Here is a 24,455-nt window from a genome sequence, read left to right on the forward strand (position 1 = left end):
CGCCATCCGGCAGGGTATAATGGCCTGATGACGCTTCGCTTATCAGGCCTACAATTGAAAGACAACACAATGACTAACGCATGATCTTGTCGCCGCGCGAAAGCCCGACGACGCCGGAACGGGCAACTTCAACAATTTTCGCCACTTCACGCAGCGTCGCCAGAAACGCGTCCAGCTTATCGCTGGTGCCTGCCAGCTGGACGGTATAAATAGAAGGCGTGACATCAATAATCTGCCCACGGAAAATCTCCGTGTTGCGCTTCACCTCTTCCCTTCCGTACCCGCTGGCCTGAATCTTCACCAGCATGATTTCTCGCTCAACGTGCGCGCCCTGCCCAAGTTCGCTGACGCGCAGAACATCCACCAGCTTGTGAAGCTGCTTTTCGATCTGCTCCAGGACTTTCTCATCGCCAACTGTCTGGATGGTCATACGCGATAACGTCGGATCGTCGGTCGGCGCGACGGTAAGGCTTTCAATGTTGTATCCACGCTGGGCGAAGAGGCCAATCACACGCGACAATGCACCCGACTCGTTTTCCAGCAATACTGATAATATCCGGCGCATAATCAGGTCCTCTCCGTTTTGCTTAACCACATTTCATCCATCCCGCCCCCACGAATCTGCATCGGGTAGACATGCTCACTGCCATCGACGGTGACATCGACAAACACCAGACGATGGTTACGCACATGTTCCAGCGCTTCGCCCAGCTTGCTCTCCAGTTCATCTGGATGATTAATCTGGATACCGATATGCCCATAAGCCTCGGCAAGGCGTACAAAATCGGGCAGCGACTGCATGTAAGATTGCGAATGACGCCCGGAGTAGATCATGTCCTGCCATTGTTTGACCATGCCGAGATAGCGGTTGTTAAGGTTGAGCACCAGCACCGGCAGTTCATATTGCAGCGCCGTCGACAGCTCCTGGATGTTCATCTGAATGCTGCCATCTCCCGTGACGCACACTACCGTTTCATCCGGCAGCGCCATCTTCACGCCCAGAGCCGCTGGCAGGCCAAAGCCCATCGTGCCGAGACCGCCGGAGTTAATCCAGCGACGCGGCTTATCAAAGGGGTAGTAGAGCGCGGCGAACATCTGGTGCTGGCCGACATCAGAAGTGACATACGCATCGCCTTTCGTCAGACGCCAGATAGCTTCGATCACCGCCTGCGGTTTAATGCTCTCGCTTTGGGTGTCATATTTCAGGCACTGACGGGCGCGCCAGCGTTCAATGTGTTGCCACCAGTCGCGAATATCATCCAGCGGCTGCTGCGCGACTTCCTGCGGCAGTAATTCCAGCATTTGCTCCAGAACCAGGCGCGCATCGCCCACAATGGGAATATCCGCCGTCACGGTTTTAGAGATAGACGTCGGATCGATATCGATATGCAGCACGGTCGCATTCGGGCAGTATTTCGCCAGATTATTGGTCGTGCGATCGTCAAAACGCACCCCGACGGCAAAAATCACATCGGAATGATGCATGGTCATGTTGGCTTCATAGGTGCCGTGCATCCCCAGCATCCCTAACGACTGACGATGCGTGGCCGGGAATGCGCCCAGCCCCATCAGCGACGAGACGACCGGCAGGTTGAGCGCTTCAATGGTTTGCCGCAGTTGTTCATGACAACCCGCATTCACTGCACCGCCGCCGACGTAGACCACCGGTTTTTTTGCCGCCGCCAGCGTTTGCAGCGCGCGCTTAATCTGCCCTTTATGCCCTGTCGTGGTCGGGTTATAAGAGCGCATACTGACCGACTCCGGCCAGACGTAAGGCAACTTTTTCGCCGGATTCAAAATATCTTTCGGGAGGTCCACGACCACGGGTCCAGGACGCCCGCTTGCCGCCAGCCAGAACGCTTTTTTCAGCACCTGCGGGATGTCTTCCGTCTGTTTAACGAGGAAGCTGTGTTTCACCACCGGACGTGATATCCCCACCATGTCGCATTCCTGAAAGGCGTCATAGCCAATCAACGACGTCGCCACTTGCCCGGAAAGGATGACCAGAGGAATGGAGTCCATATAGGCCGTGGCAATACCGGTGATCGCATTCGTGGCGCCTGGCCCGGAAGTGACCAGAACGACCCCGACTTCACCTGTTGCCCGCGCCAGGCCATCCGCCATATGCACAGCCGCTTGTTCATGACGGACAAGCACATGATCGATACCACCGACCGTGTGCAGCGCATCATAAATATCGAGGACCGCGCCCCCGGGATAACCGAATACCTGCTTCACGCCCTGATCGATGAGCGATCGGACGACCATCTCGGCTCCAGACAACATCTCCATGGCTTGCTCCACTATTATGATGATTTACCTTTTGCTAACACATTAACTGCTCACCATGACGCAGGCAATTCAGGCTGATGTCGTCGTTCGAAGATAAATAAGAATAAATGAGATGAAAGCGCAGAAGAAACGGCGAATTACACCAGGATAAGCAGATGTGATGATAAATAATCGCTTAAAAATGGGGACTTACAGCAATATCGCCATTTTTTGCGATATGCGTAAAGCGCCTGGATGCACAATTCAGTATAAAATTTCACACACAGACGAAAAAGCAGAATAAACCAGATATTTCACTCTGATTTATTCCACCCGTATTCACTTTTGACAGACAGAAACCAATAACTCTTCCATCCATTGATGACCCTTATCCCGACCCGCGGCATCATGCCAGGAAAGATAACAGGTCCGGCTATTCAGTTTTAAAGGCAACGGTAATATCTGTAACGCTAATGACTCGGCAAATTCATCGGCTAACCAACGCGGCGCAACTGCCACCAGCTGCGTTTGAGAGACAACATTAAGCACGCTGATCAACGCCATTCCCTGATAAGCAATGCAGCTTTGTCTGTCTGGCGTGTCATACCACGGCTGGCTAAATGAGGCATAGCGATCGAGTGAAACGACCGCATGTTGTTCATTATAAACATCGCTCTCCAGCAACGGACCGCTGATACGCGGATGTTTTCTGCTGGCGACCAGCACCATTTCATCTTTAAATAACGATACGCTGGTAAACTCAGGACGGCGAAACTCTTCATACCCAATAACAAATTCCGTTTCCTGATAACGCAGCTGATGTTCCGTATTTTGATTTAACGATGATTTAAAAACGACATGAATATTCGGCGCAATCTTTTCAACGCGATTATAAATAAGCGACGTCAGAATATTATCCAGCGGGCTGCACACGCAAAGATGGAATACACGCTCGCTGCTGGCGGGTTCAAAACCTGAACCGGGCAACTCATTTTGCACCAACTGTAACGCCTGGCGAACAGAACCAAATAGCTGATAAGCGCGCGCCGTTGGCTGGATACCGCGTCCGTACCGGACAAACAGCTCGTCATTAAACATGACTTTCAGACGCGCCACCGCATTACTGACGGCAGGCTGCGACATCCCCAGGGAGTGGGCCGCCCGCGTGATATTCTGCTCTTGCATCACGGCGTCAAAGACGGTCAGTAAATTCAGATCAACCATACGAAGCTGAGGCTTAACCATTTCTATCGGATGCGGTTTATCTATTTCTATCTCTGGCATAGTTAACTCCACTGTCACACTAAACTCCCTTTTTCTTGACGAAATGCAGAAATAATCTCAGGAAATATGATTTATCATGCATATAAAATAAGAAAAAGAGAAAACATAAAAATTAGGAAAACATAAAGGCATCGTTCAGGAAAAGGCGAAAGCCCATGCCAGTACAATACGGCAGAGGCCACAGCACGATGATTCATAATGTTTAAATTACAAAAGCAATATAAACATAAGCGTGGCGAATACACAATCATGCTTTTGGTGAATAATAAATTAAGTTTTAATTAATTGTTTATATTAGTTGTGCTTTTACTCTTAACAATAATTTATCAATAACGTGTGCAACGGATTCATTAATTTATTCACGAAAGATATAAAAATAAATAAAATCAAAAAGATAAGTACGACCTTTGCAATACCTTTACCCCCCTTTCAGCTTGCTGTAGTTGCAAATAAACATGCTCAAATATGTCAAACAGTGAAAAGTATGTACGCACCCTCTGCCGATTTATTTTGCATTCGCCTGAAACTTCAGCACAATTAGCTAAAGTACAGAACGCAAGATCCCCTCTGCATGGGAGGGTTTATCTGCAACAGGGTTGACATCGCGCAGCGTATCCAGTACCACTAAAAGCATATCGCATTCATCTGGAGTTGATTTAATGATTCGTATCGCTCGCTTTAACGGTCTACTACTACTAAACGCATCTTCGTTGCGCGGTAGACTGGTGAGCGACATTCAGCATTAAGTCAGCATCAGTAAGATTAAAAACCCGCGCCGTTGCGCGGGTTTTTTTATGCTCGAAGCAAGGCGCCCTAAAGAGACAAGGACCTAAACCATGAGCCAGCAAGTCATTATTTTCGATACCACTTTACGCGACGGTGAACAGGCGTTACAGGCTAGCCTGAGTGTGAAAGAAAAGCTGCAAATTGCCCTGGCCCTTGAACGTATGGGCGTCGATGTGATGGAAGTGGGTTTTCCCGTCTCTTCACCTGGCGATTTTGAGTCGGTACAGACTATCGCCCGCCAGGTCAAAAACAGCCGCGTTTGCGCGTTAGCCCGCTGCGTGGAAAAAGACATCGACGTCGCGGCAGAATCACTGAAGGTCGCGGACGCTTTTCGCATCCATACCTTTATCGCCACCTCGCCGATGCATATCGCCACCAAGCTGCGCAGCACGCTGGATGAAGTGATTGAGCGTGCTATCTATATGGTTAAGCGTGCGCGTAATTACACTGATGACGTGGAGTTCTCATGCGAAGACGCAGGTCGTACCCCGATTGACGATCTCGCTCGCGTCGTGGAAGCGGCGATCAATGCGGGCGCGAAAACGATCAACATTCCCGATACCGTGGGCTACACCATGCCCTTCGAGTTCGGCGGTATTATTTCCGGGCTGTATGAGCGCGTACCGAATATCGACAAGGCCATCATCTCCGTACATACCCATGATGATTTAGGTCTGGGCGTCGGCAACGCGCTGGCGGCCGTCCACGCGGGCGCGCGTCAGGTTGAAGGTGCCATGAACGGTATCGGCGAACGTGCCGGTAACTGCTCGCTGGAAGAAGTCATCATGGCGATCAAGGTACGCAAGGACATTCTGAATGTGCATACCCGCATCAATCACCAGGAGATCTGGCGCACCAGCCAGTTGGTCAGTCAGATCTGCAACATGCCAATCCCGGCGAACAAAGCGATTGTCGGCAGCGGCGCATTCGCCCACTCCTCCGGCATTCACCAGGACGGCGTGCTGAAAAACCGTGAAAACTACGAAATCATGACGCCAGAGTCTATCGGCCTGAACCAGATCCAGTTGAACCTGACCTCTCGCTCCGGGCGTGCTGCCGTAAAACACCGTATGGACGAGATGGGCTATAAAGAAAGTGAATACAATCTGGATAACCTGTACGACGCTTTCCTGAAGCTGGCGGATAAAAAAGGTCAGGTATTCGATTACGACCTGGAGGCGCTGGCCTTCATCAATAAACAACAGGAAGAGCCAGAGCATTTCCGTCTGGACTATTTCAGCGTGCAGTCCGGCTCTAACGATATCGCCACGGCCTCCGTCAAACTGGCCTGCGGCGACGACATCAAAGCGGAAGCCGCGAACGGCAACGGCCCGGTCGATGCCATTTACCAGGCCATCAACCGCATCACCGATTACAACATCGAACTGGTGAAATACAGCCTGTCGGCGAAAGGCCACGGCAAAGATGCGCTGGGCCAGGTGGATATCGTCGCCAACTATAACGACCGTCGCTTCCACGGGGTCGGTCTGGCGACCGATATCGTGGAGTCTTCCGCGAAAGCGATGGTGCATGTCCTGAACAACATCTGGCGTGCCGCCGAAGTCGAAAAAGAATTGCAACGCAAAGCTCAGAATAAAGAGAACAATAAGGAAACCGTGTGATGTCGAAGAATTACCATATTGCTGTTTTGCCGGGTGACGGTATTGGCCCGGAAGTGATGGCGCAAGCCCTGAAAGTCCTGGAAGCCGTTCGCAGTCGTTTTGCCATGCGCATTACCACCAGCCATTACGATGTCGGCGGCGCCGCTATCGACAACCACGGTCAACCGCTGCCGAAAGCGACCGTTGAAGGCTGTGAACAAGCGGATGCCATTCTGTTTGGCTCCGTCGGCGGCCCGAAATGGGAAAATCTGCCGCCGGACAGCCAACCGGAACGCGGCGCATTGCTGCCGCTGCGTAAACACTTCAAATTGTTTAGCAACCTGCGTCCGGCAAAGCTGTACCAGGGGCTGGAAGCCTTCTGTCCGCTGCGCGCCGACATCGCAGCCAACGGTTTCGACATCCTGTGCGTGCGTGAATTGACCGGCGGGATCTATTTTGGTCAGCCGAAAGGCCGCGAAGGCAGCGGGCAACATGAAAAAGCCTTCGATACCGAGGTGTATCACCGTTTTGAAATCGAACGTATTGCGCGCATCGCCTTCGAATCGGCGCGTAAACGTCGCCGTAAGGTTACGTCGATCGACAAAGCCAACGTCCTGCAAACGTCCATTCTGTGGCGCGAGATCGTCAATGAGGTCGCCAAAGCGTACCCGGATGTCGAACTGGCGCACATGTACATCGACAATGCCACGATGCAGTTGATTAAAGATCCCTCTCAGTTTGACGTGCTGCTGTGCTCCAACCTGTTTGGCGACATTCTGTCTGACGAATGCGCGATGATCACCGGCTCAATGGGGATGTTGCCTTCCGCCAGCCTGAACGAACAGGGTTTCGGCCTGTATGAACCGGCGGGCGGTTCTGCGCCGGATATCGCCGGGAAAAACATCGCCAACCCGATCGCGCAGATCCTGTCGCTGGCGTTACTGCTGCGTTACAGCCTGGATGCCGACGATGCGGCAACGGCCATTGAAAGCGCCATTAACCGCGCATTAGAAGAAGGTATTCGCACCGGTGATTTAGCCCGTGGCGCTGCCGCTGTCAGTACTGATGAGATGGGCGACATCATTGCCCGTTATGTCGCCGAAGGGGTGTAATCATGGCTAAAACGTTGTATGAAAAATTGTTCGATGCGCATGTGGTTTATGAGGCGCAGAACGAAACCCCGCTGCTGTACATTGACAGGCATCTGGTGCATGAAGTGACCTCTCCGCAGGCGTTTGACGGCCTGCGCGCCCACGGCCGCCCGGTTCGCCAGCCCGGTAAAACCTTCGCGACGATGGATCATAACGTCTCTACGCAAACCAAAGACATCAACGCCTCTGGCGAGATGGCGCGGATTCAGATGCAGGAGTTGATCAAAAACTGCAAAGCGTTCGGCGTGGAGCTGTATGACCTGAACCACCCGTATCAGGGGATCGTCCACGTAATGGGGCCGGAACAGGGCGTGACCTTACCGGGGATGACCATTGTTTGCGGCGATTCCCATACCGCCACGCACGGCGCATTCGGCGCGCTGGCGTTTGGCATCGGCACCTCCGAGGTTGAACACGTTCTGGCGACGCAGACCCTGAAACAGGGCCGCGCAAAAACCATGAAGATTGAGGTGAAAGGCACAGCTGCGCCGGGCATTACGGCGAAAGATATCGTGCTGGCGATTATCGGTAAAACCGGCAGTGCGGGCGGTACGGGCCATGTGGTCGAGTTCTGCGGCGAAGCAATTCGCAATCTGAGCATGGAAGGTCGTATGACCCTGTGCAACATGGCGATCGAGATGGGCGCCAAAGCCGGTCTGGTCGCGCCGGATGACACCACCTTCAACTACGTAAAAGGGCGTCTGCACGCCCCGAAAGGCAGCGATTTTGACGATGCCGTCGCATACTGGAAAACCCTGAAAACCGACGACGGCGCAACGTTCGATACCGTCGTGACCCTGCAAGCGGAAAACATTGCGCCGCAGGTTACCTGGGGAACCAACCCGGGTCAGGTTATCTCCGTCAACGACAACATCCCCGATCCGGCCTCGTTTGCCGATCCTGTCGAGCGCGCAAGTGCCGAAAAAGCGCTGGCCTATATGGGGCTGAAACCGGGCATTCCGTTAACCGACGTGGCGATCGACAAAGTGTTTATCGGTTCCTGCACCAACTCGCGTATTGAAGATTTACGCGCGGCGGCGGAAATCGCCAAAGGGCGTAAAGTTGCACCGGGCGTTCAGGCTCTGGTGGTTCCCGGCTCCGGCCCGGTAAAAGCGCAGGCAGAGGCGGAAGGTCTGGATAAGATCTTTATCGAAGCCGGTTTTGAATGGCGTTTACCAGGCTGTTCTATGTGTCTGGCGATGAACAACGACCGACTGAATCCGGGCGAGCGCTGCGCCTCCACCAGCAACCGTAACTTTGAAGGTCGTCAGGGGCGCGGCGGACGCACGCATCTGGTTAGCCCGGCGATGGCTGCCGCTGCCGCCGTCACCGGTCATTTCGCCGATATTCGCAGCATCAAATAAGGAGCACACCATGGCAGAGAAATTTACCCAACACACCGGCCTGGTCGTCCCGCTGGATGCTGCTAACGTCGATACCGACGCGATTATACCGAAACAGTTTTTACAGAAAGTCACCCGCACCGGTTTTGGCGCACATCTGTTCAATGACTGGCGTTTTCTGGATGAAAAGGGTCAGCAGCCGAACCCGGAGTTCGTGCTGAACTTCCCGGAATATAAAGGCGCGTCGATTCTGCTGGCGCGGGAAAACTTCGGCTGCGGTTCATCGCGCGAGCACGCGCCGTGGGCGCTGACTGATTACGGCTTTAAAGTGGTCATCGCGCCGAGCTTCGCGGATATCTTCTATGGCAACAGCTTTAACAACCAGCTGCTGCCGGTGAAACTGAGCGATGAAGAGGTCGATGAACTGTTCGCCCTGGTGAAAGCCAATCCGGGGATTAAATTTGAAGTGGATCTGGAAGCGCAGGTAGTAAAAGCGGGCGATAAGTCCTACAGCTTTAAAATCGACGACTTCCGCCGCCACTGCATGTTGAACGGTCTGGACAGCATCGGCCTGACGCTGCAACACGAAAGCGCAATTGCGGCATACGAAGAGAAACAACCGTCGTTTATGCGCTGATTCTCAGCATACCTGCCGGATAGCACTTCGTTTATCCGGCCTGCCACTCTGTGTAGGCCGGATAAGGCGAAGCCGTCATCCGGCATTTTTTACACATCCTTCACCCGCCCGGTCATCACCAGCGCCACCAGCGAAATCGCCGCTATCACCCAGTAAACAGCGAAATGCCCGTAGCTTTGCGCGACCGCGCCCTGAATCACCCCCGCCAGAATCACTCCCGTGGAGATACTGTTGGTAAACAGCGTGGTGGCTGAACCGGCGCGGCCAGGCATTAAATCCTGAAACCACAGCATGCCAATCCCCGCCACAATGCCGATAAACACCGCGTTAAACAGTTGCAGGATAAGCAAAGCCGTCTGGCTGTGAAAGAAAATCAGGCCGAGATAAAACAGTACCCCCGCAGCCACGGCGATAACCATCATCCGCCGCTTACCGAAGCGCTTCACCGAGTAGCCAGCCAGAATCATCGCCGGGATCTCCAGACCTGCTGCGGTTCCCATCAATATTCCGGCCAGTTTATCCGGTAAACCCAGCTCAAGGCTTATCCATAGCGGCATATCAATGATGTACATGGTGTTGCAGGTCCACATCAGCGTGGAGGCGATAAACAGCATACGGACGTTTTTATCCTGCCAGCCGCCCGCTTCCGTGACCGGAACATCGGCAGGCTGCTCAACGCGCGCCACCGAGGGCAGAATAAAAGCAATCAACGCCAGGCTGATGGCGAATATGCCGGCGGCAATGGAAAACATCGTCGTGAAGCCATAGTTCAGCGCCAGCATAAAAGCCAGCGGCGGGCCAATCACCCATGCCAGTGAAAGCTGCGCACGCATTACCGAGCTAAACATCACCACTTCACGCGCGGAGTTATCGGCATATTCCCGCGCCAACGCAAATAGCTGCGGCATGGCGGTATTGGCCAGCGACGCGAATAACACGCCGCAGGTGATCAGGGTGAGATAATGGCGATTGAAGGCGAACAGTAGCGCGTTGCCAATCGCCATCAGGCAGCAGAACATAATCAGCTTACGGCGATCGCCTTTACTGTCCGAGCGTTTTGCTAATGCAAGGCTGACCAGAATCCCGGCAATCGCGTTGACCGTGTAAAAAAGGCCGACCCAGAACGGCTGCGCACCAACTTCACGACTCAAAAACAGGCTCAGCGTCGGTGCCTGCAACGCTCCCGCCACGCCCATCATAAAGGCAACCAGCATAAAAGCGGCATAAACACCGTTGAGGCGCCGTCCCATCGTCATTAACCAGAGCATACTTTCCCTTTTTATGTCTAAACGCAGCCGAAACGAAAAAAGCCAGCAGGAATTATCTGCTGGCGCGGCGATAAACACCAATACTCAGTCACACATGATGTCTGCAATTCGGAAATCCGAGGTCAGGCAGTCACCTCCCACTGCATCAGTTCTTCAAGCATCTTTAAGCGCTGCGGCGCGCTCGGACAAGCCAACCAGGACAACCCTTCTGTCGCGGTAAAGTACTTCAAATAAAACTGACGCATCGAAGACCTCTCCATATTGCTTCATCGGAATCCATTATTGACCTAATATGGGGATAGTAAAATTGCTGAGTTTTGCGCAGGAGTTCCCCTTTTATGTCTTCAGGTCGTCTGCAACAACAGTTCATCCGTCTGTGGCAATGCTGCGACGGCAAAACGCAAGACACCACGCTCAACGAGCTGGCGGACCTGCTGAGCTGCTCCCGCCGCCATATGCGTACGCTGCTGAATACCATGCAGGAACGTGGCTGGTTGACGTGGGAGGCGGAGGTCGGACGCGGGAAACGCTCCCGTCTGACCTTCCTCTATACCGGGCTGGCGCTACAGCAGCAGCGGGCGGAAGACCTGCTGGAGCAAGATCGCATCGACCAGCTGGTACAGCTGGTGGGCGACAAAACCGCCGTGCGGCAAATGCTGGTGTCCCACCTGGGGCGCAGCTTTCGCCAGGGGCGGCATATTCTGCGCGTGCTCTACTATCGTCCAATGCACAACCTGCTGCCTGGCACCGCATTGCGTCGTTCAGAAACCCATATCGCCCGGCAAATTTTCAGCGCACTGACGCGCGTAAATGAGGAAAATGGGGAACTGGAAGCCGATATTGCCCACCACTGGCAACAGATTTCCCCTTTGCAGTGGCGTTTTTTTCTTCGTCCGGGGATTCACTTCCATCACGGACGCGAGCTGGAGATGGAGGATGTCATTGCCTCACTGACGCGCATCAACGCCCTGCCGCTCTACTCGCACATTACCGAGATAGTCTCCCCCACCGCCTGGACGCTGGATATTCACCTGTCGCAGCCGGATCGCTGGCTACCGTGGCTGCTGGGTCAGGTTCCGGCGATGATCCTGCCGCGGGAGTGGGAAACGCTGAATAATTTCTCCAGCCATCCGATCGGCACCGGCCCTTACGCGGTGATGCGTAATACGCGCAACCAGTTAAAAATCCACGCCTTTGATGATTTCTTCGGCTATCGGGCGCTGATTGATGAAGTGAACGTCTGGGTATTGCCGGACATTGGCGACGAACCGAACGGCGGTCTGACGTTAAAAGGGCCGACCGAAGATGAAAAAGCCATCGAAAGCCGGCTGGAAGAGGGCTGCTACTATATGCTGTTCGACGCCCGGACGAATCGCGGCGCGAATCAGGAAGTCAGAGAGTGGATAAGCCGCGTGCTCTCCCCCAGCAATTTGCTCTTCTATGCCGACGAGCAATACCAGCGCCACTGGTTCCCGGCTTACGGATTACTGCCCCGCTGGCACCATGCCCGCCCGGGACACGGCGAAAAACCCGCCGGGCTGGAGACGATCACGCTGACCTACTACCACGACCACATCGAACATCGGGTGATCGCGCAGATCATGAGCCAACTGCTGGCTGAACATCAGGTCCATCTGGATATCCATGAGATCGACTACGATCAATGGCATGCGGGGGAGGTCACAAGCGACATCTGGCTCAACAGCGCCAACTTTACGCTACCGCTCGATTTTTCCCTGTTTGCGCACCTGTGCGAAGTCCCGCTGTTGCAGCATTGCATCCCGCTGGACTGGGAGGGCGACGCCGCGCAGTGGCGAAACGGCGAGATGAACCTGGCAGTGTGGTGCCAGCAATTGCTCGCCAGTAAAGCGATCGTCCCGCTGATCCACCACTGGCTGATCATCCAGGGGCAGCGTAGTATGCGCGGGCTACGTATGAACACCCTCGGCTGGTTTGACTTTAAATCGGCATGGTTTGCGCCACCCGACCCATGATTGCCGCTTAGCAACAAAATCACTACACTAACGCCGTCCTCAACGGGGTGCTGATAAACATACGCAAAACCATTCGTGAAGTGTATGGGCTGAGAAAATACCCGTCGAACCTGATCCGGATAACGCCGGCGAAGGGATTTGAGACTGCTTCTCAAGTCCTTTGCCACCCACTTTATGAGGTGCAAAGTGTTAAAAAAATGTCTTCCCTTGCTACTCCTGTGCGCAGCGCCTGCCTTCGCCAAACCTGTTCTGACCGTCTATACCTATGACTCCTTCGCTGCCGACTGGGGGCCTGGCCCGACAATCAAAAAAGCCTTTGAATCTGACTGTGATTGCGAACTGAAGCTGGTGGCGCTGGAAGATGGCGTTTCGCTGCTCAACCGCCTGCGAATGGAAGGGAAAAACAGCAAAGCCGACGTGGTGCTTGGCCTGGACAACAACCTGCTGGAAGCCGCCACGCAAACCCACCTGTTCGCAAAAAGCGGCATTGCACCTGATGCGGTTAACGTGCCAGGCGGCTGGCATAACGACACATTCGTGCCGTTTGATTATGGCTACTTCGCCTTCATCTATGACAAAAACAAACTGAAAAACCCACCGAAAAGCCTGAAAGAACTGGTAGAGAGCGATCGGAAATGGCGCGTGATTTATCAGGACCCGCGCACCAGTACACCGGGGCTGGGTCTGCTGCTGTGGATGCAGAAAGTCTACGGCAATAACGCGCCGGAAGCCTGGCAAAAACTGGCGGCCAAAACGGTCACCGTCACCAAAGGCTGGAGCGAATCCTACGGCCTGTTCCTGAAAGGCGAAAGCGATCTGGTGCTGAGCTACACCACCTCTCCGGCGTATCACATCATCGAAGAGAAGAAAGATAACTACGCCGCCGCCAGCTTCAGCGAAGGTCATTACCTGCAAGTGGAAGTGGCTGCGCGCACTGCCGCCAGCAAACAGCCGGAACTGGCAGAAAAATTCCTCAAGTTTATGGTTTCACCGGCATTCCAGAACGCCATTCCTACCGGCAACTGGATGTATCCGGTCGCTGACGTCGCCCTGCCCGCAGGATTTGAACAACTGACGAAGCCATCCACCACGCTGGAATTTACGCCTGCGGAAGTGGCATCCCAGCGTCAGGCATGGATTAGCGAATGGCAACGCGCCGTCAGCCGCTAATTCCCGGCTGGCTGATACCCGGGCTTTCTGCCGCCGCGCTGATGGTGGCAGTGGCTCTGGCGGCATTTCTGGCGCTATGGCTTAACGCGCCGCAGGGTGAATGGTCGTCGCTGTGGCAGGACAGCTACCTGTGGCACGTCGTGCGTTTCTCGTTCTGGCAGGCGTTCCTGTCGGCGCTGCTCTCCGTCATCCCGGCGATTTTCCTCGCCAGAGCGCTCTATCGTCGCCGTTTTCCCGGACGTCTGGCGTTATTGCGCCTGTGCGCCATGACGCTGATTTTACCGGTGCTGGTCGCCGTTTTCGGTATCCTCAGCGTCTACGGTCGCCAGGGCTGGCTGGCCTCGCTGTGGCATACGCTGGGGCGGGAGTGGCATTTCTCGCCCTACGGCTTGCAGGGGATTTTACTGGCGCACGTCTTTTTTAACCTGCCGATGGCAAGCCGCCTGCTGCTTCAGGCGCTGGAAAACATTCCCGGCGAACAGCGACAGCTCGCCGCGCAGCTAGGTATGCGCGGCTGGCACTTCTTCCGCTTTGTTGAATGGCCGTGGCTGCGTCGTCAAATCCCGCCGGTGGCGGCGCTGATTTTTATGCTCTGTTTCGCCAGTTTCGCCACCGTGTTGTCACTTGGCGGCGGCCCGCAGGCTACCACTATCGAGCTGGCCATCTATCAGGCGCTGAGCTACGACTACGATCCTGCCCGTGCGGCCATGCTGGCGCTGATCCAGATGATATGTTGTCTGGCGCTGGTGCTGCTGAGCCAGCGGCTGAGTAAAGCCATTGTCCCCGGCGTCACGCTGGTGCAAGGCTGGCGCGACCCTGACGATCGGCTCCACAGCCGCCTGACGGACAGCCTGCTGATCGCCCTGGCGCTGCTGTTGCTTCTCCCGCCGCTGCTGGCGGTTATTATTGATGGCGTCAATCGCAGCCTGCTGGACGTGCTGGCGCAACCCATTTTGTGGCAGGCGCTGTGGACCTCTCTGCGCATTGCGCTGGCGGCGGGAGTGCTGTGCGTCATCCTGACGATGATGCTTTTATGGAGCAGCCGCGAACTGCGCGCCCGCCAGCAGGTGCTGGCAGGTCAGGCGCTGGAACTGAGCGGGATGTTGATCCTTGCCATGCCCGGCATCGTGCTGGCGACCGGCTTCTTTTTACTGCTCAACAACAGCGTTGGACTACCGGAGTCGGCTGACGGTATTGTGATTTTCACCAACGCGCTAATGGCGATTCCCTATGCGCTAAAAGTGCTGGAAAACCCCATGCGCGACGTGACCGCACGCTACAGTATGCTGTGTCAGTCATTGGGCATTGAGGGATGGTCGCGACTGAAGGTGGTGGAACTGCGCGCCCTGAAACGCCCTCTGGCGCAGGCGCTGGCCTTTGCCTGCGTGCTCTCCATCGGAGATTTTGGCGTGGTGGCGCTGTTTGGCAACGACGATTTCCGCACGCTGCCGTTTTATCTGTATCAGCAAATTGGCTCCTATCGCAGCCAGGATGGCGCAGTTACCGCATTATTACTGCTGATGCTCTGCTTTATGCTGTTTACCGTTATCGAAAAATTACCGGGGCGAAATGTTAAAACTGACTGATATCACCTGGCTTTATCACCATTTGCCCATGCGCTTCACACTGTCGGTGGCGCGCGGTGAACAGGTGGCGGTTCTCGGGCCAAGCGGCGCCGGGAAAAGTACGTTGCTGAATTTAATCGCCGGGTTTCTGACACCGGCCAGCGGCACAATAATGATTGAAGGTCAGGATCACACCACGACACCGCCCTCCCGCCGTCCCGTTTCCATGCTGTTTCAGGAAAATAATCTGTTCAGCCACCTGAACGTGCAGCAGAACATCGGGCTGGGGTTAAACCCTGGGCTAAAGCTGAACGCGGCTCAGCGGGAGAAGCTGCATCATATTGCACGCCAGATGGGGATCGAAAATCTGCTGGAGCGCCTGCCGGGCGAGCTTTCCGGCGGGCAACGTCAACGCGTGGCGCTTGCGCGCTGCCTGGTGCGCGAGCAGCCGGTATTGCTGCTCGACGAGCCGTTTTCCGCTCTCGATCCCGCCCTGCGTCAGGAGATGCTGACGCTGGTCAGCGACGTCTGCCGCGATCAGCAATTAACCCTGCTGATGGTGTCGCATAGCGTGGAAGATGCCGCGCGCATTGCGTCACGCTCGATTGTCGTGGCCGACGGGCGTATCGCATGGCAGGGCAAAACGGATGAGTTATTAAGCGGTCAGGCCAGCGCTTCGGCATTACTGGGCATTAAAGCGTAATGGGATACCCGGCGGCGCTACGCTTACCGGGCCTACGGACAGGCATCCGTTGTAGGCCGGATAAGCGTCAGCGCCATCCGGCAAAAGATTCCTCAGTAACCCACGACTTTACGCAGAATATCGATATACACCGGCATCAGCGGATGACGAAGCAGCATCACCAGCGCGACAATGCCCGCGCCGAGCATCACCGGCGCCAGCCATAACAGGCGGCCTCGCGGTAAAAACGGCGTTAAGCGATCGGCGGCGGCCTTACCGCTACGCCATAACCGCCAGCACAGCCAGGCCGCCAGCCACAGCAGCAGCGCCGTTGCCAACAACAGCCATTTGAAATAGCCGCTCTGCATATCGGCCGGAATGTCGATCGCAGCGCCCGCCAGAATCCCCGGCAAGAAATAGAACGGCGGCCACAGCACGCAGCCAATAATATTCGGCACGATAAATTTCGCGACGGGCAGATCCAGCATCCCCGCCACCATCGGCACCAGCGGCCGCGTCGGGCCGACAAAACGCCCGACCAGAATGGTGAACATGCTGTGTTGATGCAGCGCGTGTTCGGTTTTATCCAGCAGCGCTTTGTTCTTTTTCATAAAAGACCAGCGGTGCAGCGGCTTTTTGAAGCGCCAGCCCAACCAGAAGGAGATCCAGTCCCCCAGCAGGCAACCGATAATGCCCGCCAGCCACGCATGCCAGAAATTCAGCTCACCGCTGCCGATAAGCGCCCCCAGCCCCGCCATCATCACCGTACCGGGCAGAATCAGACCGACCAACGCCAGCGACTCCAGAAAGGCCACCAGCGCCACCGCAATTAGCGAGTACAGAGCGGATTGGAGAATAAAGTGTTCCAGCAATGCTTGCATAATGTGTCCGTCAGATTTACGAAGCAGCGATTCTGCTAACCCTCACCCGCTTCGTCAAGTCGCCAATTGTCTGAATAGATTACGCGTTATGACATCTTTGCAGACACATCATTCACTTTTTATTCACAACCAGCGCGGAACTCGCTCGGGCTGGCCCCGGTACATTTTTTAAAGACGCGAGAGAAATAAAGCTGATCGTCAAACCCGACATTGCGCCCGACGGTGGCTATCGGCATCCGCGTCGTGCTGAGCAGCAGCTTCGCCTGGCTGATGCGCTGATCCTCGCGCCAGCTCAGTACGCTAATGCCTAACTGTTGGCGGAACAGATGCGACAGGCGGGACGGCGACAGACAGACGTGCTGCGCCACGCTGGCAATATCAAACTGGCTGTCCGCCAGATGATCGCTGATGTACTGACAGGCGTCGCGCACCCGGCTGTCCATCGGCGGATGCAACGATTCATTGATCGCCTCCATACGTCGCAGCAGAAGCTGCTCCAGCAGGTTAATCGCCAGCAGTTCAGAGTAGCGCCCTTCCCCCTGCCCGGCATTGATGATTTGACCAAAAAGCTCATTAAAGCGCGGCTGGTGCGCTTCGTCAGGGCGGAAAAAACCGGTCTGCGCAAAAATCGTCGGCCAGGTGAGCCACTCCTGCCAGTAGGCGCGCGGTCGGAAGTACACCCACTGGTGATACCATTCGCTCGCGTTAGGATGGCGACCGTAGTGGTGTACCTCGCCAGGCGGAAACAGCAAAATATCCCCCGGACGGCAGACAAACTGTTTGCCGTGGTTATTGATCACCCCTTCCCCGCGAATCGTAAGATTAAGGATATACCCCTTCATCCCCAGCGGGCGGTCGATAAAAAAATCCAGATAGCCGTTCGCCTCAATGGGCGTCAGCCCGGCAACCAGATGCGCATTAAACGAATAGCCCGGCAACAGGGGATCATTTTGCGTTTCAGCCATAAATTCAATACTCCCGGCGTTCTGAGAAGAAACCAATTGTCCATATTGAGTGAGACATCTTCACCTTCCCCTCTGCGCCCCGCCGTCATTGCGGTTACGGACCATCAACCCCGCTTGCGAAAAGAGATTTGTAACAAAGGCCGATTGCGAAGGCGATAAAAACGGGTAACAAAAGTGTCTATAACTACGACAGAAATGTCCACATTGAATATTTGCACGGCGTCACACTTTGCAATGCCATAGCATTTTAATCCATAAGATTAGCGGATCCTGCCTGACGGTTTTTATCCCCGCTATCTACTGTTTCTCCATACCTGTTTTTTTCGATTGGAGTAAGACGATGGCGATTGCAATTGGCCTCGATTTTGGCAGTGATTCAGTTCGTGCTCTGGCGGTGGATTGCGCCACCGGGGAAGAGATCGCCACCTGCGTAGAGTGGTATCCCCGCTGGCAGGAAGGGCGCTATTGCGACGCCCCGAACAACCAGTTCCGCCATCATCCACGCGACTACATAGAGTCAATGGAAGCCGCGTTGAAAAACGTCCTCGCGACCCTGAGCGCGTCACAGCGTGGCGAGGTGGTCGGCATCGGCGTCGACAGCACCGGCTCCACCCCCGCCCCCATTGATGCCGACGGCCACGTACTGGCGCTGCGTCCTGAGTTCGCCGAAAACCCGAATGCGATGTTCGTCCTATGGAAAGATCACACCTCGGTCGAAGAAGCGGAAGCCATCACCCGCCTGTGCCATACGCCGGGCAAAACCGATTATTCCCGCTACATCGGCGGTATTTACTCCAGCGAATGGTTCTGGGCGAAAATTCTGCACGTTACGCGTCAGGACAGCGCCGTCGCGCAGGCCGCCGCCTCCTGGATTGAGCTGTGCGACTGGGTGCCTGCCCTGCTCTCCGGCACCACGCGCCCGCAGGATATTCGCCGTGGTCGCTGTAGCGCCGGACATAAATCGCTGTGGCATGAGAGCTGGGGCGGTTTGCCGCCCGCCAGTTTCTTTGATGACCTCGATCCCATCATCAACCGCCACCTCGCCTGGCCGCTGTTTACCGACACCTTCACTGCCGATCTGCCAGTTGGCACGCTGTGCGCGGAGTGGGCGCAACGCCTCGGCCTGCCGGAAAGCGTGGTCATCTCTGGCGGCGCGTTTGACTGCCATATGGGCGCGGTTGGCGCGGGCGCGCAGCCGAATGCGCTGGTGAAAGTGATCGGCACATCGACCTGCGACATTCTGATTGCCGACAAGCAGAGCGTCGGCGACCGTGCGGTGAAAGGCATTTGCGGCCAGGTAGACGGCAGCGTCGTGCCTGATTTTATTGGACTGGAAGCGGGACAGTCGGCATTCGGCGATATCTATGCCTGGTTTGGCCGCATTCTCGGCTGGCCGCTGGAGCAGCTTGCGGCGCAGCATCCTGAACTGAAAGACCAAATCGCCATCAGCCAAAAGCAGCTACTCCCGGCGCTGACCGAGGCGTGGGCGAAGAATCCATCGCTGGATCATCTGCCCGTGGTGCTCGACTGGTTTAACGGTCGCCGCACGCCGAACGCTAATCAGCGTCTGAAAGGGGTGATTAGCGATCTGAATCTCGCCACCGATGCGCCAGCGCTGTTTGGCGGCCTGATCGCCGCCACCGCCTTCGGCGCACGCGCCATTCAGGAATGCTTTACCGAACAGGGCATTGCCGTCAACAACGTGATGGCGCTGGGCGGCATCGCCCGTAAGAATCAGGTGATCATGCAGGCCTGCTGCGACGTGCTCAACCGTCCGCTACAGATTGTCGCCTCAGACCAGTGCTGCGCGTTAGGCGCCGCCATTTTTGCCGCCGTCGCCGCAAAAGCGCATGTCGATATCCCTGCCGCACAACAAAAAATGGCCAGCGCCGTAGAGAACACCCTGCAACCGCGCCCGGAACAGGCTCAACGCTTCGAACAGCTTTATCAGCGCTACCGGCAGTGGGCGGTCAGCGCCGAACAACACTATCTTCCGACTGCCGCCCCGGCGCCAAAAACCCCGGTCAGCCAGGCAACCCTGACCCATTAAGGACACGACAATGACGATTTTTGACAACTATGAAGTGTGGTTTGTGATTGGCAGCCAGCATTTGTATGGCTCTGAAACGCTGCGCCAGGTTACTCAGCATGCCGAACATGTGGTAAAGGCGCTGAATACCGAAGCGAAACTGCCCTGCAAACTGGTGCTGAAACCGCTGGGGACGTCGCCTGACGAGATCACCGCGATTTGTCGTGACGCCAGTTATGACGATCGCTGTGCGGGCCTGGTGGTCTGGCTGCACACCTTCTCGCCCGCGAAAATGTGGATTAACGGGCTGAGTATTCTCAACAAGCCGCTGTTGCAGTTCCACACCCAGTTCAATGCCGCCCTGCCGTGGGACAGCATCGACATGGACTTTATGAACCTGAATCAGACCGCGCACGGCGGACGCGAGTTTGGTTTTATCGGCGCGCGTATGCGTCAGCAGCACGCGGTAGTGACCGGTCACTGGCAGGACAAACACGCGCACGCGCGTATCGGCTCATGGATGCGCCAGGCGGTCTCCAGACAGGATACCCGCCACCTGAAAGTGTGCCGCTTTGGCGACAACATGCGTGAAGTGGCCGTGACCGACGGCGATAAAGTGGCGGCGCAGATCAAGTTCGGCTTCTCGGTGAATACCTGGGCGGTGGGCGACCTGGTGCAGGTCGTGAATGCGGTTAGCGACGGCGACATTAACGCGCTGGTGGATGAATACGAAAGCCGCTATACCCTGACGCCCGCGACGCAAATTCACGGCGACAAGCGGCAGAACGTGCTGGAAGCCGCGCGTATTGAACTGGGCATGAAGCGCTTTCTGGAACAGGGCGGCTTCCACGCGTTCACCACGACGTTTGAAGATTTACACGGCCTGAAGCAGCTTCCAGGGCTGGCCGTACAGCGCCTGATGCAACAGGGCTACGGTTTCGCTGGCGAAGGCGACTGGAAAACCGCCGCGCTGCTTCGCATCATGAAAGTGATGTCTGGCGGTTTGCCGGGCGGCACCTCATTTATGGAGGATTACACCTACCACTTTGAGAAGGGCAACGATCTGGTGCTCGGCTCGCACATGCTGGAAGTATGCCCGTCTATCGCGGTGGAAGAAAAACCGATCCTCGACGTGCAGCACCTCGGCATCGGGGGTAAAGACGCGCCCGCACGTCTGATCTTTAACACCCAAACCGGCCCGGCGATCGTCGCCAGCCTGATCGACCTCGGCGATCGCTATCGTCTGCTGGTCAACTGCATCGACACCGTAAAAACGCCGCATGACCTGCCGAAGCTGCCGGTCGCCAACGCGCTGTGGAAAGCCCAGCCGGATCTGACCACCGCATCCGAAGCGTGGATTCTCGCCGGTGGCGCGCACCACACCGTCTTCAGCCATGCGCTGGATCTGAACGATATGCGCCAGTTCGCAGAGATGCACGATATCGAAATCACCGTCATCGATAACGATACCCGCCTGCCCGCCTTTAAAGACGCGCTGCGCTGGAACGAAGTTTATTACGGTTTCAAACGTTAACAGTTGCCGGATGGCGGCGTAAATGCCTTATCCGGCCTACAGGTCGCACCAACCTCGTAGGCCGGATAAGCGCAGCGCCATCCGGCGTGGAGACAGCTATGTTAGAAGATCTCAAACGTCAGGTACTGGAAGCCAATCTGGCGCTGCCAAAACACAATCTGGTGACTCTCACCTGGGGAAACGTCAGCGCCGTCGATCGCGAGCGCGGCGTCTTCATCATCAAACCTTCCGGCGTCGACTACAGCGTGATGAGCGCAGAGGATATGGTGGTGGTCAGCATTGCCACGGGTGAAGTGGTGGAAGGAACGAAAAAGCCCTCCTCCGATACGCCGACCCACCGTCTGTTGTATCAGTCTTTCCCGTCGATTGGCGGCATCGTCCACACCCATTCGCGCCACGCGACCATCTGGGCGCAGGCCGGGCAATCCATCCCGGCGACGGGGACGACCCATGCGGACTATTTTTACGGCACGATCCCCTGCACGCGCAAAATGACCGATGCGGAGATCAACGGCGAATATGAATGGGAAACGGGCAACGTCATCGTTGAAACCTTTGAAAAACAGGGTATCGATGCCGCGCAGATGCCCGGCGTGCTGGTGCATTCACACGGTCCGTTCACCTGGGGAAAAAACGCCGAAGACGCGGTGCATAACGCCATTGTGCTGGAGGAGGTCGCCTGTATGGGCATCTTCTGCCGCCAGCTTGCGCCACAGTTGCCGGATATGCAGCAAACGTTGCTGGATAAGCACTACCTGCGCAAACACGGGGCGAAGGCCTATTACGGGCAGTAATGGATAACCCGACGGCGCAACCATACCTGTATAAAACCACAGCAAAACGTTCCGAACCAGGCTATAATCATGCCTGGTTTTTTAATGAGTACGCAGCGTGGCGCAGGCAGGTTTTATTTTAACCCGGCACTGGCGGGATACCCCGCAAGGAACAGAGGTCTCATTCTGGCTGGCAACGGACACCGGTCCTTTGCAGGTCACGCTCGCGCCGCAGGAGTCGGTCGCGTTTATCCCTACGCATCAGGCCGCCCGCGTCACCTCGCTGCTGCGCACAGAAAACGGCTATCGCCTGACGCCGCTCAATTTGCAGGATTTTCATCGCCAGCCTGTCTCGGGGTTGTACTGCCGCTCGCACCGACAGCTGATGCGTCTGGAAAAACAGCTGAAAGAACAGGGCGTAACGGTCTATGAAGCCGATGTGCGCCCGCCGGAACGTTACCTGATGGAGCGGTTTATCACCGCTCCCGTTTGGCTGGAGGGCGACACAAAAGACGGCGCGATCGTCAATGCCCGCCTGAAACCGCACCCAGACTACCGTCCCCCGCTGAAATGGGTATCGCTGGATATTGAAACCACCCGACACGGCGAGCTGTACTGCATTGGCCTGCAAGGCTGCGGGCAACGCGTCGTTTTTATGCTCGGCCCGGCGAATGGCGATGCCTCGGCGCTGGATTTCCAGCTTGAGTATGCGGCGAGCCGCCCGCTGCTGCTGGAAAAACTCAACGACTGGTTTGCCCGGCACGATCCCGATGTGATCATCGGCTGGAACGTGGTGCAGTTTGATTTACGCGTCCTGCAAAAACATGCCGAGCGCTATCGTATCCCTCTACGTCTGGGGCGCGACAACACCGAGCTGGAATGGCGCGAGCACGGTTTCAAGAACGGCGTGTTTTTCGCCCAGGCCAAAGGGCGGTTGATTATTGACGGCATTGAGGCGCTCAAATCCGCGTTCTGGAATTTCTCATCATTTTCACTGGAAACCGTGGCCCAGGAGCTGCTTGGCGAAGGGAAATCGATCGATAATCCCTGGGACAGAATGGACGAAATTGACCGCCGTTTCGCCGAAGATAAGCCCGCGCTCGCCACATATAACCTCAAGGACTGCGAGCTGGTGACGCAGATTTTTCATAAGACGGAGATCATGCCGTTTTTACTGGAGCGCGCCACCGTTAACGGTCTGCCCGCTGACCGCCACGGCGGTTCTGTCGCCGCCTTCGGTCATCTCTATTTTCCCCGTATGCATCGCGCCGGTTACGTTGCGCCGAATCTCGGTGAAGTCCCGCCGCATGCCAGTCCTGGCGGTTACGTGATGGACTCGCGCCCTGGCCTGTATGACTCCGTACTGGTGCTGGATTATAAGAGCCTGTACCCGTCGATCATTCGCACGTTCCTGATCGACCCGGTTGGGCTGGTGGAAGGGATGGCACAACCGGACCCGACACACAGCACCGAAGGCTTTCTTGACGCCTGGTTCTCGCGAGAAACGCACTGTCTCCCGGAGATCGTCACGCAGATCTGGCATGGGCGCGATGAGGCCAAACGCCACGGCAATAAACCGCTGTCCCAGGCGCTGAAGATCATCATGAATGCGTTTTACGGCGTGCTCGGGACGACGGCCTGCCGCTTTTTCGATCCCCGACTGGCCTCGTCGATCACCATGCGCGGCCACGCGATCATGCGTCAGACCAAAACGCTGATCGAAGCGCAGGGCTATGACGTGATCTACGGCGATACGGATTCCACTTTCGTCTGGCTGAAAGGCGCGCATTCTGAAGACGAGGCGGCAAGGATTGGCCGCGAGCTGGTGCGTCATGTGAATGACTGGTGGACGCAATCCCTGCAACAGCAAAAGCTGACCAGCGCGCTGGAATTAGAGTTTGAAACCCACTTCCGCCGTTTTCTGATGCCGACCATTCGCGGGGCGGACACCGGCAGCAAAAAGCGCTATGCCGGGCTGATTCAGGAAGGCGAGAAGCAGCGAATGGTATTTAAAGGGTTGGAGACCGTGCGCACCGACTGGACGCCGCTGGCGCAACGATTCCAGCAGGAGCTTTACCTGCGTATCTTCCGCCAGGAACCCTATCAGGAGTATGTCCGGGAAACCATCGATAACCTGATGACGGGCAAGCTGGATGAACAGCTGGTTTACCGCAAGCGACTGCGCCGCCCGTTGAGCGAATATCAGCGTAACGTTCCGCCGCACGTTCGCGCCGCCCGGCTCGCCGATGAACAAAACATCAAACTGGGGCGCCCGGCGCAGTATCAGAACCGCGGCACGATCAAATACGTGTGGACGACTAACGGCCCTGAGCCGCTGGATTACCGGCATTCACCGCTGGATTACGAGCACTATTTAACCCGCCAGCTACAGCCAGTCGCAGAGGGAATACTTCCCTTCATCGATGATAATTTTGCTACACTACTCACAGGACAACTGGGGTTATTTTGACGCGTGACGAATGCGCCGCCATCCATTACCATAGCGCCCTTTCCATTCCTG

Annotated in this window: 20 protein-coding genes and 1 riboswitch; of the genes, 13 read left to right on the top strand and 7 right to left on the bottom strand. The window is 56.0% G+C overall.

Features of this window, described 5'->3' with window-relative positions; all coding sequences use genetic code 11:
- Nucleotides 1-73: 73 nt before the first annotated feature.
- From ilvN to leuO, 3 genes are all read right to left on the bottom strand, one after another.
- On the bottom strand, nucleotides 74-565 hold the full coding sequence (ilvN, locus tag OGX81_RS01420) for an acetolactate synthase small subunit (RefSeq protein WP_003829566.1): 492 nt from the start codon (nucleotides 563-565) through the stop codon (nucleotides 74-76).
- Nucleotides 566-567: 2 nt separating this feature from the next.
- Nucleotides 568-2,292, bottom strand: coding sequence for an acetolactate synthase 3 large subunit (gene ilvI / locus OGX81_RS01425; RefSeq protein ID WP_012134088.1), 1,725 nt, complete (start codon nucleotides 2,290-2,292; stop codon nucleotides 568-570).
- Nucleotides 2,293-2,610: 318 nt separating this feature from the next.
- A complete protein-coding gene (gene leuO / locus OGX81_RS01430) occupies nucleotides 2,611-3,555 on the bottom strand; it encodes a transcriptional regulator LeuO (RefSeq protein ID WP_012134089.1) in 945 nt (314 codons plus the stop codon).
- Nucleotides 3,556-4,214: 659 nt separating this feature from the next.
- Here leuO and leuL point away from each other — a divergent pair.
- The 5 genes from leuL (at nucleotide 4,215) to leuD (ending at nucleotide 9,073) form a co-directional block, all read left to right on the top strand.
- Nucleotides 4,215-4,301 carry a leu operon leader peptide gene (gene leuL / locus OGX81_RS01435; protein ID WP_047458945.1) on the top strand — a complete coding sequence of 29 codons (87 nt, stop codon included), beginning with the start codon at nucleotides 4,215-4,217 and terminating at the stop codon, nucleotides 4,299-4,301.
- 90 nt (nucleotides 4,302-4,391) lie between these two features.
- Nucleotides 4,392-5,963 carry a 2-isopropylmalate synthase gene (gene leuA / locus OGX81_RS01440; RefSeq protein WP_104867774.1) on the top strand — a complete coding sequence of 524 codons (1,572 nt, stop codon included), beginning with the start codon at nucleotides 4,392-4,394 and terminating at the stop codon, nucleotides 5,961-5,963.
- Nucleotides 5,963-7,054: a 3-isopropylmalate dehydrogenase gene (gene leuB, locus OGX81_RS01445; protein WP_012134092.1), complete on the top strand. Its 1,092-nt coding sequence runs from the start codon at nucleotides 5,963-5,965 to the stop codon at nucleotides 7,052-7,054. Before leuA ends, leuB begins: the two co-directional genes overlap by 1 nt.
- 2 nt (nucleotides 7,055-7,056) lie before the next feature.
- The gene (gene leuC / locus OGX81_RS01450; RefSeq protein ID WP_104867775.1) at nucleotides 7,057-8,457 is read left to right on the top strand and encodes a 3-isopropylmalate dehydratase large subunit; all 1,401 of its coding nucleotides are present in this window, start codon (nucleotides 7,057-7,059) and stop codon (nucleotides 8,455-8,457) included.
- A gap of 10 nt (nucleotides 8,458-8,467) precedes the next feature.
- Nucleotides 8,468-9,073 carry a 3-isopropylmalate dehydratase small subunit gene (leuD, locus tag OGX81_RS01455; protein ID WP_049008518.1) on the top strand — a complete coding sequence of 202 codons (606 nt, stop codon included), beginning with the start codon at nucleotides 8,468-8,470 and terminating at the stop codon, nucleotides 9,071-9,073.
- An 89-nt stretch (nucleotides 9,074-9,162) separates the two neighbouring features.
- On the opposite strand, the gene OGX81_RS01460 is transcribed toward leuD, so the two are convergent.
- Nucleotides 9,163-10,341, bottom strand: coding sequence for a sugar efflux transporter (locus tag OGX81_RS01460; protein ID WP_104867776.1), 1,179 nt, complete (start codon nucleotides 10,339-10,341; stop codon nucleotides 9,163-9,165).
- Nucleotides 10,342-10,463: 122 nt separating this feature from the next.
- Nucleotides 10,464-10,586 (bottom strand): glucose uptake inhibitor SgrT, encoded by a 123-nt coding sequence (gene sgrT, locus OGX81_RS01465; protein ID WP_024130713.1) that lies wholly within the window; start codon nucleotides 10,584-10,586, stop codon nucleotides 10,464-10,466.
- A gap of 93 nt (nucleotides 10,587-10,679) precedes the next feature.
- On the opposite strand from sgrT, the gene sgrR reads away from it, so the two are divergent.
- The 4 genes from sgrR (at nucleotide 10,680) to thiQ (ending at nucleotide 15,773) form a co-directional block, all read left to right on the top strand.
- A complete protein-coding gene (gene sgrR, locus OGX81_RS01470) occupies nucleotides 10,680-12,335 on the top strand; it encodes an HTH-type transcriptional regulator SgrR (protein ID WP_012134099.1) in 1,656 nt (551 codons plus the stop codon).
- 33 nt (nucleotides 12,336-12,368) lie between these two features.
- Nucleotides 12,369-12,490, top strand: a riboswitch (TPP riboswitch).
- 31 nt (nucleotides 12,491-12,521) lie between these two features.
- Nucleotides 12,522-13,505, top strand: coding sequence for a thiamine ABC transporter substrate binding subunit (gene thiB / locus OGX81_RS01475; RefSeq protein ID WP_104869085.1), 984 nt, complete (start codon nucleotides 12,522-12,524; stop codon nucleotides 13,503-13,505).
- Nucleotides 13,481-15,091 (top strand): thiamine/thiamine pyrophosphate ABC transporter permease ThiP, encoded by a 1,611-nt coding sequence (thiP, locus tag OGX81_RS01480; protein WP_104867777.1) that lies wholly within the window; start codon nucleotides 13,481-13,483, stop codon nucleotides 15,089-15,091. Before thiB ends, thiP begins: the two co-directional genes overlap by 25 nt.
- Entirely contained in the window at nucleotides 15,075-15,773 is a 699-nt protein-coding gene (thiQ, locus tag OGX81_RS01485) for a thiamine ABC transporter ATP-binding protein ThiQ (RefSeq protein ID WP_058668564.1), read from the top strand. The genes thiP and thiQ overlap by 17 nt, the downstream gene beginning before the upstream one ends.
- A gap of 92 nt (nucleotides 15,774-15,865) precedes the next feature.
- Here the strand turns inward: thiQ and OGX81_RS01490 are convergent, their stop codons facing one another.
- Both OGX81_RS01490 and araC read right to left on the bottom strand, forming a co-directional pair.
- A complete protein-coding gene (locus OGX81_RS01490; protein ID WP_012134103.1) occupies nucleotides 15,866-16,633 on the bottom strand; it encodes a DedA family protein in 768 nt (255 codons plus the stop codon).
- A 119-nt stretch (nucleotides 16,634-16,752) separates the two neighbouring features.
- On the bottom strand, nucleotides 16,753-17,598 hold the full coding sequence (araC, locus tag OGX81_RS01495) for an arabinose operon transcriptional regulator AraC (RefSeq protein WP_012134104.1): 846 nt from the start codon (nucleotides 17,596-17,598) through the stop codon (nucleotides 16,753-16,755).
- A 340-nt stretch (nucleotides 17,599-17,938) separates the two neighbouring features.
- Here araC and araB point away from each other — a divergent pair, with 340 nt between their 5' ends.
- The 4 genes from araB (at nucleotide 17,939) to polB (ending at nucleotide 24,404) form a co-directional block, all read left to right on the top strand.
- On the top strand, nucleotides 17,939-19,648 hold the full coding sequence (gene araB, locus OGX81_RS01500; RefSeq protein WP_049008525.1) for a ribulokinase: 1,710 nt from the start codon (nucleotides 17,939-17,941) through the stop codon (nucleotides 19,646-19,648).
- A 10-nt stretch (nucleotides 19,649-19,658) separates the two neighbouring features.
- Complete coding sequence (araA, locus tag OGX81_RS01505; RefSeq protein WP_047458964.1) at nucleotides 19,659-21,161, top strand: L-arabinose isomerase; 1,503 nt, start codon at nucleotides 19,659-19,661, stop codon at nucleotides 21,159-21,161.
- Nucleotides 21,162-21,259: 98 nt separating this feature from the next.
- Nucleotides 21,260-21,955, top strand: a complete 696-nt coding sequence (gene araD / locus OGX81_RS01510) for an L-ribulose-5-phosphate 4-epimerase (RefSeq protein ID WP_012134107.1) — start codon at nucleotides 21,260-21,262, stop codon at nucleotides 21,953-21,955.
- 97 nt (nucleotides 21,956-22,052) lie between these two features.
- Nucleotides 22,053-24,404 carry a DNA polymerase II gene (polB, locus tag OGX81_RS01515; protein WP_104867778.1) on the top strand — a complete coding sequence of 784 codons (2,352 nt, stop codon included), beginning with the start codon at nucleotides 22,053-22,055 and terminating at the stop codon, nucleotides 24,402-24,404.
- Nucleotides 24,405-24,455: the final 51 nt, after the last annotated feature.

It is taken from the genome of Citrobacter sp. CK206 (assembly GCF_030333125.1).
Taxonomy (GTDB): domain Bacteria; phylum Pseudomonadota; class Gammaproteobacteria; order Enterobacterales; family Enterobacteriaceae; genus Citrobacter_B; species Citrobacter_B koseri.

Coding starts and splice junctions, on each gene's coding strand:
- ilvN (WP_003829566.1), bottom strand. CDS start 565: ATGCGCCGGATATTATCAGTATTGCTGGAAAACGAGTCGGGTGCATTG.
- ilvI (WP_012134088.1), bottom strand. CDS start 2,292: ATGGAGATGTTGTCTGGAGCCGAGATGGTCGTCCGATCGCTCATCGAT.
- leuO (WP_012134089.1), bottom strand. CDS start 3,555: ATGCCAGAGATAGAAATAGATAAACCGCATCCGATAGAAATGGTTAAG.
- leuL (WP_047458945.1), top strand. CDS start 4,215: ATGATTCGTATCGCTCGCTTTAACGGTCTACTACTACTAAACGCATCT.
- leuA (WP_104867774.1), top strand. CDS start 4,392: ATGAGCCAGCAAGTCATTATTTTCGATACCACTTTACGCGACGGTGAA.
- leuB (WP_012134092.1), top strand. CDS start 5,963: ATGTCGAAGAATTACCATATTGCTGTTTTGCCGGGTGACGGTATTGGC.
- leuC (WP_104867775.1), top strand. CDS start 7,057: ATGGCTAAAACGTTGTATGAAAAATTGTTCGATGCGCATGTGGTTTAT.
- leuD (WP_049008518.1), top strand. CDS start 8,468: ATGGCAGAGAAATTTACCCAACACACCGGCCTGGTCGTCCCGCTGGAT.
- OGX81_RS01460 (WP_104867776.1), bottom strand. CDS start 10,341: ATGCTCTGGTTAATGACGATGGGACGGCGCCTCAACGGTGTTTATGCC.
- sgrT (WP_024130713.1), bottom strand. CDS start 10,586: ATGCGTCAGTTTTATTTGAAGTACTTTACCGCGACAGAAGGGTTGTCC.
- sgrR (WP_012134099.1), top strand. CDS start 10,680: ATGTCTTCAGGTCGTCTGCAACAACAGTTCATCCGTCTGTGGCAATGC.
- thiP (WP_104867777.1), top strand. CDS start 13,481: ATGGCAACGCGCCGTCAGCCGCTAATTCCCGGCTGGCTGATACCCGGG.
- thiQ (WP_058668564.1), top strand. CDS start 15,075: ATGTTAAAACTGACTGATATCACCTGGCTTTATCACCATTTGCCCATG.
- OGX81_RS01490 (WP_012134103.1), bottom strand. CDS start 16,633: ATGCAAGCATTGCTGGAACACTTTATTCTCCAATCCGCTCTGTACTCG.
- araC (WP_012134104.1), bottom strand. CDS start 17,598: ATGGCTGAAACGCAAAATGATCCCCTGTTGCCGGGCTATTCGTTTAAT.
- araB (WP_049008525.1), top strand. CDS start 17,939: ATGGCGATTGCAATTGGCCTCGATTTTGGCAGTGATTCAGTTCGTGCT.
- araA (WP_047458964.1), top strand. CDS start 19,659: ATGACGATTTTTGACAACTATGAAGTGTGGTTTGTGATTGGCAGCCAG.
- araD (WP_012134107.1), top strand. CDS start 21,260: ATGTTAGAAGATCTCAAACGTCAGGTACTGGAAGCCAATCTGGCGCTG.